Genomic DNA, 11,471 nt, shown 5'->3' with positions numbered 1-11,471 from the left:
CAGGCGGCGGCGGGGTATTTCGACGGGGTCAGCAAGATCGCCCTGGCAGCCCAAGCTGTGCTGCTCCAGCAAATGACCGAGAACATCGTCAAGGACAACCTGCCGGCCGCTGCCGAAGACGCCTTGGGCGCCTTGGCCACCGACTTGCTGGTGGGCGCCGCTGCCGCCGTGGCCGCCGCCGCGGGTGCGATGGAAGCCGAAGCCGCCAGCGTGGCCATCGACAAGATCGACCAGAGCATCGCCAAGTACGCCGGCACCTTGGCCAACCGGGCTGCGCCAGCGGCCTGAACCGAGCACAACGTTCCAGGGTTCTTCTGGAACGGTGCAACAGCAACTTGAAAGCAACTTTTCTTAAGTGAGGAGCGACATCATGCAGCCTGGAGATATTATTTTTTCGGTGAAGCAAGAAGATGACAGCGCGACGCGCGCGTTCATTCGTGCGGGCCAGTTGGTCAAGGCCAAGGTGTTTTCCCAGGACACGACGTTCCTGAATGTGGTTCATCCGGCGATTGCGGTGAGCGACACCCAGGTGATTGAAAGCGTGGGTGAGGGGCTGTCGCTGACTGACCTCAGCCTTGAAAAGCCCCCGCGTTCGGCGATGGTCTTCTCTTGCGTGAGCAGTGAGTTGGGCGAAGCGGCAGTCGTGGCGGCCAAGCAGTTCTACTTCGACAAGATCAGCGGCGATATCCATGGCCGTTACAGCGTGTGGAACGCGATGATTTCTGCATTCCGGCGCTGGACCTCCAACACCAGCCTGGTCGAGCGCATCAACGAGTCGGTGGCGATTGGCAGCAGCTCGTTCTGTTCCCAGTTCGCGGCCAACTGCTATGAAGTCGGCAACCTCTATAACTCGGCCAACCTGCTGCCGCCGCCGCCGGCGATTTTCGGCAGCCAACCCAGCGCCATTACCCCTGCGGAGTTGGCGACGTTCTGTGATGCCTCGGCGTATTTCTACTTCTCGGGCTTCTGGCAGGACAACGTCGAGGTGCGGCTTTAGCGGCCCTTCAGCCAGCAACGTAGTACCCAAGGAGGCCGTCATGGCTCACCCAGCCACACCCTCAGTGCTGTCCAGCGATGATCGCCTGCGGCTGGAAGCGATGCTGCGCAACCCGCAGATCTTCGCCGGAACGCCCCAGGCCATCGTCGACGAAACCCTCAAGCGCGCCAGCCAGGTGCTTGAGCAGTCCAAGGCCAATGAGCAAGCGCTCAAGGCTGCCGCCGAGCAGCGTGAGGCGGCGCTACGCCAAGTGTTGGACGGCGCGGCCCCGGACAAGGACGCGCAACGCAAGGAAGTGCAGGCCCTGATCCAGGGTTTGATTACGCAGATTGAAGCGGCGCTGGGCCCAACTGCGAAACCTTGAGCTCGCGCGTTTCACAGCGCCTGTTTGGCAACGTTCATTCATGAACACGGAATGCACCGTGTACCCCTATAAGGAAATTGATCATGGCATTTGTTAACGAGCAAATTACCGACGCGGTCACCCAGACCAACGTCAAAGTGGTGGCCGAATCGCCGGCGATGGCGATGAGCACTATCTATCAATCCATGGCGCAGGCCACGGCGATTCTGTTCCAGAACGCTGTGTCGGCCCAGCAGCAGCAAAACACCCTGGCCCAGGCGGCCACCAACCAGGGCGTCATGCAGATCTACAGCGTCGATACCACCGCCGGTGCGGCGGCCACCGAAAAAGTCGCCCAAGGCGGCGTCTCGGATAACCTCACCAGCCTGTTGACTGTGCTCAAGTCCTTCCAGCCTTAAGCACTCAGCGATAACGGATGTTGTTCTTTCTCACACCAGGAGTTTCAACCATGAGCACAGTCAGCCCGCAAATCACCGATGCCGTCACCCAGACCAACGTCAAGGTCGTTGCCGAATCGCCAGCGATGGCCATGAGCACGATCTATCAATCCATGGGCCAGGCCACGGCGATCCTGTTCCAGAACTCGGTCTCGGCCCAACAGCAACAAAACACCCTGGCCCAGGCCGCCACCAACCAAGGCGTGATGCAGATCTACAGCGTCGACACCACCGCTGGCGCTGCGGCCACCGAAAAAGTCGCCCAAGGTGGCGTGGCCGACAACTTGACCAGCCTGTTGGCCGTGCTCAAGTCGTTCCAACCGTAAGTTGCAAGGCCCAACAGCCCCGGCGCCCACAAGGCACCGGGGCTGTTGTCGTTTGTGCGCTTGATCTGAAAGATGCATCAAATGCGCCGTTTTCGTTCTTTTTTTCGAACAGACTATTGCCCTGTACCCCCATTGATCCTAGGATTCGTTTGAGATTTCAAACGCTCTGTCTCCCGTGCGCTATTTCACTTATCTCGCGTGCTGGGGCTGATTTCCCTGACGGCAGCCCACAAGGCGCCTTTCAACAACTCTAATTCGCTCCGCGTGCGCGCGGTGCTGTTAAGGAAAGCCGACATGCAGCTCAAAGATACCCAGTTGTTCCGCCAACAAGCCTTTATCGATGGCGCTTGGGTCGATGCGGACAACGGTCAAACCATCAAGGTCAACAACCCGGCCACGGGCGAAATTCTCGGCACCGTGCCGAAGATGGGCGCGGCTGAAACCCGCCGCGCCATCGAAGCCGCCGACAAGGCCCTGCCGGCCTGGCGTGCACTCACCGCCAAGGACCGCGCCAACAAGCTGCGTCGCTGGTTTGAGCTGATCATCGAGAACCAGGACGACTTGGCGCGCCTGATGACCCTGGAGCAGGGCAAGCCGCTGGCCGAGGCCAAAGGCGAAATCGTCTACGCCGCTTCCTTTATCGAGTGGTTCGCCGAAGAGGCCAAGCGCGTCTACGGTGATGTGATTCCTGGCCACCAGCCGGACAAGCGCCTGATCGTGATCAAACAACCGATCGGCGTTACCGCGGCCATCACGCCGTGGAACTTCCCGGCCGCGATGATCACCCGTAAAGCCGGCCCGGCGCTGGCCGCCGGTTGCACCATGGTGCTCAAGCCGGCTTCGCAAACCCCATTTTCGGCGTTCGCTCTGGCTGAGCTGGCCCAGCGTGCGGGCATTCCAAAAGGCGTGTTCAGCGTGGTTTCCGGCAGCGCCGGTGATATCGGCAGCGAGCTGACCAGCAACCCGATCGTGCGTAAATTGTCCTTCACCGGCTCCACCGAAATCGGTCGCCAGCTGATGGCCGAATGCGCCAAGGACATCAAGAAAGTCTCGCTGGAGCTGGGCGGCAACGCGCCGTTTATTGTGTTCGACGACGCCGACCTCGATAAGGCCGTCGAAGGCGCGATCATCTCCAAGTACCGCAACAACGGCCAGACCTGCGTCTGCGCCAACCGCCTGTACATCCAGGATTCGGTGTACGACGCGTTCGCCGAAAAACTCAAAGTCGCCGTGGCCAAACTCAAGATCGGCAACGGTCTGGAAGAAGGCACCACCACTGGCCCGCTGATCGACGAAAAAGCCGTGGCGAAGGTTCAGGAGCACATTGCCGATGCTCTGAGCAAAGGTGCCAAGCTGTTGGCCGGTGGCAAAGTGATGGAAGGCAACTTCTTTGAGCCGACCATTCTGGTCAACGTGCCCAAAGACGCTGCTGTTGCCAAGGAAGAAACCTTCGGCCCACTGGCGCCGCTGTTCCGCTTCAAAGACGAAGCCGAAGTGATCGCGATGTCCAATGACACCGAGTTCGGCCTGGCTTCCTACTTCTATGCGCGCGACCTGGGCCGTGTGTTCCGTGTGGCTGAAGCCCTGGAATACGGCATGGTTGGCGTCAACACCGGGTTGATCTCCAACGAAGTGGCGCCGTTCGGCGGCATCAAGGCTTCGGGCCTGGGCCGTGAAGGCTCCAAGTACGGGATCGAGGATTACCTGGAAATCAAATACCTCTGCCTGGGCATCTAAGCTCGGCACGAGATGCAGCAAACGCAGAGGGCACGAGAGCGCTGACCCTTTGCGTGTTTGAAGACGTTATTCGTAGTGGCCGGGAAAGCTGTGGCAGTCGATCATCGCATGCTGCCGTAGTTGCCTCCCCGCCACGTATTCCTTGGACCACGCCACCCGATGAGTGGCGAATGAGGACTTTATGAGCAAGACCAACGCATCCCTGATGAAACGCCGCGAAGCCGCTGTACCGCGCGGTGTTGGCCAGATTCACCCGATCTTCGCCGAATCCGCGAAGAACGCCACCGTGACCGACGTTGAAGGTCGCGAGTTCATCGACTTCGCCGGCGGTATCGCCGTGCTGAACACCGGCCACGTGCACCCGAAAATCATCGCGGCCGTGACCGAGCAACTGAACAAGCTGACTCACACCTGCTTCCAGGTGCTGGCTTACGAGCCTTACGTGGAGCTGTGCGAAAAGATCAACGCCAAGGTGCCAGGTGATTTCGCCAAGAAAACCCTGCTGGTCACCACCGGTTCCGAAGCGGTCGAAAACGCCGTGAAAATCGCCCGCGCCGCCACTGGCCGTGCTGGCGTAATCGCGTTTACCGGCGCTTACCACGGCCGCACCATGATGACCTTGGGCCTCACTGGTAAAGTCGTGCCGTACTCGGCCGGCATGGGCCTGATGCCAGGCGGCGTATTCCGCGCACTGTTCCCGAACGAACTGCACGGCGTGAGCGATGATGACGCTATCGCCAGCATCGAACGCATCTTCAAAAACGATGCCGAGCCGCGTGACATCGCTGCGATCATCATCGAGCCGGTGCAGGGCGAAGGCGGTTTCTACGTCGCGCCTAAATCCTTCATGAAGCGCCTGCGCGAACTGTGCGACAAGCACGGCATCCTGCTGATCGCCGACGAAGTGCAAACCGGTGCCGGCCGTACCGGTACGTTCTTCGCCATGGAACAGATGGGCGTGGCTGCCGACCTGACCACCTTCGCCAAATCCATCGCTGGCGGCTTCCCGCTGGCCGGTGTGTGCGGCAAGGCTGTATACATGGATGCCATTGCGCCAGGCGGCCTGGGCGGCACTTATGCCGGTAGCCCGATTGCTTGCGCTGCTGCGCTGGCGGTGATGGAAGTGTTCGAAGAAGAGCACCTGCTGGACCGCTGCAAGGCGGTTGGCGAGCGCTTGGTGACGGGCCTCAAAGCCATTCAAGCCAAGTACCCGGTGATCGGCGAAGTGCGTGCCCTGGGCGCGATGATCGCGGTTGAGCTGTTCGAAGATGGCGACAGCCACAAGCCAAACGCCGCTGCCGTGGCTTCCGTGGTGGCCAAGGCGCGTGACAAGGGCCTGATCCTGCTGTCTTGCGGTACCTACGGCAACGTGTTGCGCGTACTGGTCCCGCTGACCTCGCCGGACGAGCAGTTGGACAAAGGCTTGGCGATCATCGAAGAGTGCTTCTCCGAGCTGTAAGCGGAGGCTGACTTGATCGACAGAAAAAACCCGCCTCGGCGGGTTTTTTTGTGCCCGCTGCAGCACATTCAGGCCATGTTCATTGTACGCAGGCGGCGTGATTGTCTAAGGTGCAAGTATTGCCGATGGAGCGTGCTGGATGACTGCTGTTGATTTACCCGCTGTACCCCGCGTGTTGATTGCCGAGGCGGACCCTTGGTCGCGGGACCTGCTCAAGCAAGTGTTGTTGAATGTGCGCTGCGACGCGCGGCTGGATGTGTGTGCCGATGGCCAGGAAGCGGCCACGCTGTTGCGAGACAAAACCTACGACCTGATCCTGGCGGATTGGGAACTGCCGGGCGTCGATGGCCTGAGCCTGCTGCGCAGCGTGCGCCAGAAGCGCCGTTCGCTGCCGTTTATTCTGCTGAGCAGTCGCAATGACAGCGCCAGCGTGCGCGAAGCCTTGCCTCTGGCGCCCACGGCGTATCTGACCAAACCCCTGAACATGGAAGGCCTGACCCAGCGCCTGCAAGACCTGCTGCTCGATGAAGGCGAAAGTGTGTATTGCGAGATACCGCCGCTGGCGCCCGGTATGGCCTTGCCAGTGTTCCTGGAACGCCGCCGCGACGTCTGTGATGGCGCGCCGCTGCGGGTCGATGTGAAAGCCGCCGTGCAACACAGCCTGGCGCCGGACGGCCTGGACCTCAAGCAACTGGAAGATCAGGTAAAAACCGACCCGCAAATCACCGCTGTGCTGATCGCCGCCGCCAACAGCGCCGGCCATCACGGCACGCCGGTGCAGACCCTGGCCGCTGCACTGCAAAAGCTCGCCGCCGGGCAGAGCATGAACCTGATCCTGGGCCTGGCGCTCAAGCACAACGTGGTGCTGGGTGACCCGGCGCTGGTGGCCTACGCCGAGCGCCACTGGCAGTTGTCCCAGGACACCGCCGACTACGGCCGCCGCCTGGCGCGCATGCTGGAACTGGACCACGAACGTTGCTACTGCGCGGGCATTCTGCATCGGCTGGGTGACTTGGCGTTGTTACGCTGCCTGGAAGACTGGCGCCTGGGTGGCGGGGCGCTGGATGACGAGGCAATCGGTGAGTCCCTCGACACCTTTGGCGCCGCCTATGGCTCGGCGTTGCGCACGCGCTGGCGCTTGCCGCTGGAGTTGCGGCAGTTGATTGCGGCGACCTATTCACTCGAGGGTGGGGTGTATTCGCGCGACGCGCTGGTGGTGAACCTGGCGGCGCAAATGGCGCGTCTGACCGAGCATGAAGGGTTGGAAGCGCTGGCCAAGAGCAAGACGGCCAGGTTACTCAAGGTGGGCTTGTCGGAGCTGACGCGGGTGCGCAAAACCTAGCGGGCAACGAAGTTCAGGTCTGGGAGCGGGCTTGTGTGGGAGCCGGGCTTGCCCGCGATAGCATCAACTCGGTACCCCTGATAGACCGAGGTGCCGGCATCGCAGGCAAGCCAGCTCCCACACAAGCCAGCTCCCAACCAGGCCGGTTCCCATTGCTTGATCGAGTTCTAGCCCTCTATGACGCGGTTTTTGCCTTGGCGCTTGGCCTCGTACATGGCGGCATCGGCCCGTGCGAACAGGCTGTCCAGGGTTGAGTCGTCTTCACGCAGGTTGGCCAGGCCTTGGCTGACGGTCACGGTAAACTCCCGGCCTTCATAGCTGAAACTCAGGGCCTGGATTTCCTTGCCGAGCCGTTCGGCTACCTGCAACGCCATGTGCGGCGCACAGCCAGGCAGTACCGCAGCGAACTCTTCGCCGCCAATGCGCCCGAACAGGTCGCCACGGCGCAGCACGCCGCGACCGCTCTCGGCGATACGCCGCAGCACCTGGTCGCCTTCCAGGTGGCCGTAGCTGTCGTTGACGTCTTTGAAGTCATCGATGTCCAGCAGCAGGAACGCCAGCGGGGCGCTTTGGGCGCAGGCGCTGTCGAACGCCTGGTTGGCGCATTCGAAAAAGTGCCTGCGGTTGCTGCTTTGGGTCAGCACATCAGTGGTGGCGAGTCGGTGCAGCTCCAACTCCATGTGCTTTTTTTCGGTGATGTCTTCGGCCATGCCCACCACAATCAACGGCTTGCCGGGTTCGACCTGTTGGTTGATATAGCACTTGTCGCTCAGCCAGCGAATCTGCCCGTCGGCGGTGATGATGCGGTACTCGCGGTCCTCCACGGCGCCGTCTTCCAACACCCGGGCCAGGCTGTGTTCGGCGTAATCGAGGTCTTCGGGGTGAATGCTGTTGCGCCATTCGCGGTGGTCGGCGAGCAGTAAACCTGCGGATCGGCCGAACACCCGCTCGTAGGCCGGGCTCACGTACAACACACGCCGGGTTTCCCAATCGATGGCCCACAGCACGGCATTCACGCTGACCAACAGTGAACTGAGCAGTTGTTCACGCTCACTCAGCCGTTCGACTTCACCTTGGGCATGCATCAGCGCCAGCAGGGTGGCCGCCGCAGCCGGGCGTGGGTGCTCAGCGACGGGCGCATCGGTTGAATAAGGCTTTTCGGGAACCATCGGCACAACTCTCTCTGGGCTCGCCGCAGGATGGAGCAGCGGTCAGTGCAAGGGCCACCATGATGGCGAAGTGTTCCTTGAGAGAGGGGATTTGCGGTGAAGTTCCGTGAACGGGCTGACTAAGAAATGGCGTCAGAAACCAGTATGCAGAGCGCGGGCTTACTGTGGCGAGCGGGCTTGCCCCGCGTTGGGGCGCGCAGCGGCCCCAATAAAAACACCGCGTTCTGCCAGGCAGGGCGCGGTGTTTGGTTTCAGGGCTGCTTCGCAGCCCAACGCAGGGCAAGCCTGCTCGCCACAGCAAGCCCGCTCACCACTAGACCGTGTCAGACCGCTGCAGGGCGCAGCGAGTAGGTCTTCAGTTGGTGGGCAAAATCGCGCAGGGACTGAATGCCGCTGGCCTCAGCCTCATGCACCCATTCCTTGATCGCGGCCAGCATGTCGTGGCCATTGGTGCTGGTCTTCAGCCAGATCTGCTGCAGCGCCAGGCGCTTCTCGTAGATCACTGTCAGCGCGTGGCTGTGTTCGAGCATGCTCTGGATGCGCACGTGGTGGCGGTCATCCAGCAGGCTGGTTTCACGTGACAACAGGCGCTTGGCGCGGTGGAACTGGTGGCGTACCGAATGATCGACCTTTTCCAGCTCCTGCTTGACCAGTGGGCCAATCACCAACTTGCGGTACTGGGCCATGATCTGGAAGCGGTTGTTGAGGATCGCCATGGCGGTGTCCATATCCAGGTGGCCTTTGCCTTCCACGCGGTGCGCGATCGGCGCGACGCGCTGCACCTTGGCCAGGCGCAGGAAGCTGAACACTTTGATCCACGCCCAACCCAGGTCGAACTCCCACTTCTTCACCGACAGCTTGGCCGAGTTCGGGTAAGTGTGGTGGTTATTGTGCAGCTCTTCGCCGCCAACAATGATGCCCCACGGCACCAGGTTGGTGGCGGCGTCACGGCACTCAAAGTTGCGATAACCGACCGCATGGCCAAGGCCGTTGATCACACCGGCGGCCCAGAACGGGATCCACATCATCTGGATCGCCCAGATGGTGATGCCAATGGTGCCGAACAGCAGGAGGTCGATGACCCCCATGATCGCCACGCCCAGCAGCGGGTATGGCGTATAGATTTTGCGTTCGATCCAGTCGTCCGGGCAGTTTTTGCCGTAGATGCGCAGGGTCTCGGGGTTCTCGGCCTCGGCGCGGTACAGCTCGGCGCCTTTGCGCAGCACGGTGGACAAACCCTTGATGACCGGGCTGTGCGGGTCGTCGACGGTTTCGCACTTGGCGTGGTGCTTGCGGTGGATGGCGGTCCACTCGCGGGTGTTCTGCGCCGTGGTCAGCCACAGCCAGAAGCGGAAGAAGTGTTTCAGGCCGGCATTGAGCTCCAGGGAGCGATGGGCTGAATAACGGTGCAGATAGACCGTGACCCCAACAATGGTCACGTGGGTCATCAACAGCGTGACTGCCACCAGTTGCCAGGCTGACAGGTCAAGAAAACCGTTGTACCACATAGGCTGTATGGCCCTCAGATAAAGAAAAAAACAGCTCACGCATTATCACTAAGCCTACAGAGAAAACCAGCCGCCCTTTCAGATAGGAGTGACTGGATGTTTCTTATTCTATAATCCGCAGCGTTTGTAGGGCGATTTTGTTTTTTGGGTAAGGATTACTGACCATATGCTGTTTTCGTACCGAGGTGCCCTGCGGGTGGGGCTGGTATACCTGCTGGTTTCCATTGTGTGGCTCCAGCTCAGCAACCACCTATTGATCAACTTTCTCGATGACCCGAGGCAGTTAGGACGTTGGTTGCAGGCGCGCGGTTATGTGTGGGTGGCCCTCAGCGCGTGGGTCATTTACCTGATCTGTGCCCGTTTTGCCCGCACCCATCGGTTGCAGCAACCCTTGAAAGAAAACCATGAACGCCTGCAACAGGCCGCCGCCGTGTTCGATTGCACCCGTGAAGGCGTACTGGTCACCGACGCCCATGGGCTGATCGTGCATGTGAATCGGGCCTTTATGGAGATCACCGGCTACAGCCGAGAGGACGTGATGGGCGAACGGCCGAGCCTGTTCAAGTCCGGACGCCATTCGTCGAATTTTTATCAACAGATGTTCCAGACCCTCGAACGCACCGGCGAGTGGAGCGGCGAAATCTGGAACCGGCGTAAAAGCGGTGAGATTTATCCACAGTGGCAAACCATCCGAGTTATCCACAATGACCAGGGCCAGGTCAGCCATTACGTCGCGGTGTTTTCCGACATCAGCGCCATCAAGGACTCCGAGCACGAACTGGCGCACCTGGCCCACCACGACCCGCTCACCGACTTGCCCAACCGCCTGCTGTTCACCGACCGCGCCGAGCAGGCGCTGGCCTCGGCGCAAGTGCACAAACGCGGCTGCGCGTTGCTGTTGATGGACCTGGACCACTTCAAGATCATCAACGACAGCCTCGGCCATAATGTCGGTGACCAGCTGCTCAAGGCCGTTGGCGAGCGGTTAAAGGGCCTGTTCGGCCCCGGCGTGACCCTGGCGCGCCTCGGTGGCGATGAGTTCGCCGTGCTGGCCGAAAGTTGTCCACAGGTGGTGCAGGCTGCCGCGCTGGCACAGCGCATGCTCGATGCGATGAAAGAGCCGTTTGTGTTCGACGGCAACCAGTTGTTTATCAGCGCCAGCATCGGAATCAGTCTGTTTCCCAGTGATGCCCTGAGCGCCGAACAACTGCTGCGCAATGCCGACTCCGCGCTGTTCAAAGCCAAGAGCGCCGGCCGCGAAGGTTATGCGCTGTACACCGAAGAACTGACGGCCCACGCCCAGCACCGCGTGGAAATCGCCAGCGAACTGCGCCGCGCCCTCGATCAGCAAGAGCTGCGTGTGTACTACCAGCCCGTGCACGACCTGCAAGACAGTCGTCTGGTCGGCGTCGAAGCCCTGGTGCGCTGGCAACACCCTGAGCGCGGCCTGGTGCCGCCGGGTGAATTTATCCCGATTGCCGAGCGCACCGGGCTGATTGCCGATATCGATGCCTGGGTGATGGACCAGGCCTGCCGCCAGATGGGCCAATGGCTGGCCGATGGCGCGCCGTTGAGCTTTATTGCGGTGAATGTCTCCAGCCGTTTGTTTGCCCGGCGTGAACTGTATGAGCAAGTCGCCCAGGTGCTGCACACCACCGGCCTTGACCCGGCTTATCTGGAGCTTGAGGTCACCGAAAGCGCCGTGATGGAAGACCCCGAAGTCGCCCTTGAGCAATTGCACCGCCTGCGCGAGCTGGGCCTGCGCCTGGCGATTGACGACTTTGGTACCGGTTATTCGTCATTGCTGCGCCTCAAGCGCCTGCCGGTGCAGAAGCTCAAGATCGACCAGGGTTTTGTCGCCGGCTTGCCGTGGGATGAAGACGACGCGGCGATTGTGCGCGTGGTGATCGCGTTGGCAAAAAGCATGGGCATGCAGGTGCATGCTGAAGGCATTGAGCAGGTGGAGCAGGCGCGGTTTTTGTTGGAGCAAGAGTGTGATTTGGCGCAAGGGTATTGGTTTGGCCGGCCGGTGCCGGCGAAAGAAATGGATTGGGCCAGGGCACCCTCTATCCGCATGTGAAATGCAGGCCAATGTGGGAGCCGGGCTTGCCCGCGATGAGGCAGTATCAGTC

Annotated in this window: 10 protein-coding genes and 1 pseudogene; 9 read left to right on the top strand and 2 right to left on the bottom strand. The window is 61.0% G+C overall.

Annotation, left to right across the window (positions count from 1 at the left end; all coding sequences use genetic code 11):
* The 8 genes and pseudogenes from FEM54_RS12990 to FEM54_RS12955 all read left to right on the top strand — a co-directional run.
* Positions 1–288 (top strand): annotated as a pseudogene (locus tag FEM54_RS12990) (hypothetical protein); the annotation flags it as partial.
* An 82-nt stretch (positions 289–370) separates the two neighbouring features.
* Positions 371–997 carry a hypothetical protein gene (locus FEM54_RS12985; RefSeq protein WP_138451230.1) on the top strand — a complete coding sequence of 209 codons (627 nt, stop codon included), beginning with the start codon at positions 371–373 and terminating at the stop codon, positions 995–997.
* A gap of 40 nt (positions 998–1,037) precedes the next feature.
* The gene (locus tag FEM54_RS12980; RefSeq protein ID WP_138451229.1) at positions 1,038–1,361 is read left to right on the top strand and encodes a hypothetical protein; all 324 of its coding nucleotides are present in this window, start codon (positions 1,038–1,040) and stop codon (positions 1,359–1,361) included.
* Positions 1,362–1,444: 83 nt separating this feature from the next.
* Positions 1,445–1,759, top strand: coding sequence for a RebB family R body protein (locus FEM54_RS12975; protein WP_005783676.1), 315 nt, complete (start codon positions 1,445–1,447; stop codon positions 1,757–1,759).
* Positions 1,760–1,809: 50 nt separating this feature from the next.
* Complete coding sequence (locus FEM54_RS12970) at positions 1,810–2,124, top strand: RebB family R body protein (protein ID WP_003187551.1); 315 nt, start codon at positions 1,810–1,812, stop codon at positions 2,122–2,124.
* Between the two features lie 294 nt (positions 2,125–2,418).
* Positions 2,419–3,861, top strand: a complete 1,443-nt coding sequence (gene gabD, locus FEM54_RS12965) for an NADP-dependent succinate-semialdehyde dehydrogenase (protein ID WP_017136690.1) — start codon at positions 2,419–2,421, stop codon at positions 3,859–3,861.
* A 181-nt stretch (positions 3,862–4,042) separates the two neighbouring features.
* Positions 4,043–5,320: a 4-aminobutyrate--2-oxoglutarate transaminase gene (gene gabT / locus FEM54_RS12960; protein ID WP_138451227.1), complete on the top strand. Its 1,278-nt coding sequence runs from the start codon at positions 4,043–4,045 to the stop codon at positions 5,318–5,320.
* Between the two features lie 139 nt (positions 5,321–5,459).
* Positions 5,460–6,662, top strand: coding sequence for an HDOD domain-containing protein (locus FEM54_RS12955; RefSeq protein ID WP_099549553.1), 1,203 nt, complete (start codon positions 5,460–5,462; stop codon positions 6,660–6,662).
* A 167-nt stretch (positions 6,663–6,829) separates the two neighbouring features.
* Here the strand turns inward: FEM54_RS12955 and FEM54_RS12950 are convergent, their stop codons facing one another.
* Both FEM54_RS12950 and desA read right to left on the bottom strand, forming a co-directional pair.
* Entirely contained in the window at positions 6,830–7,831 is a 1,002-nt protein-coding gene (locus FEM54_RS12950; protein ID WP_020372691.1) for a sensor domain-containing diguanylate cyclase, read from the bottom strand.
* Between the two features lie 323 nt (positions 7,832–8,154).
* On the bottom strand, positions 8,155–9,339 hold the full coding sequence (gene desA / locus FEM54_RS12940) for a delta-9 fatty acid desaturase DesA (protein ID WP_017136693.1): 1,185 nt from the start codon (positions 9,337–9,339) through the stop codon (positions 8,155–8,157).
* 166 nt (positions 9,340–9,505) lie between these two features.
* Between desA and dibA the strand changes: the two genes are divergently transcribed.
* Positions 9,506–11,419, top strand: a complete 1,914-nt coding sequence (gene dibA / locus FEM54_RS12935) for a phosphodiesterase DibA (protein ID WP_138451225.1) — start codon at positions 9,506–9,508, stop codon at positions 11,417–11,419.
* Positions 11,420–11,471: the final 52 nt, after the last annotated feature.

Source organism: Pseudomonas edaphica (genome assembly GCF_005863185.1).
In the GTDB taxonomy this organism is placed as follows: Bacteria; Pseudomonadota; Gammaproteobacteria; order Pseudomonadales; family Pseudomonadaceae; genus Aquipseudomonas; species Aquipseudomonas edaphica.
Note: the sequence above shows the minus strand (reverse complement) of the source record. Positions and strands in the feature narration are given on the sequence as shown.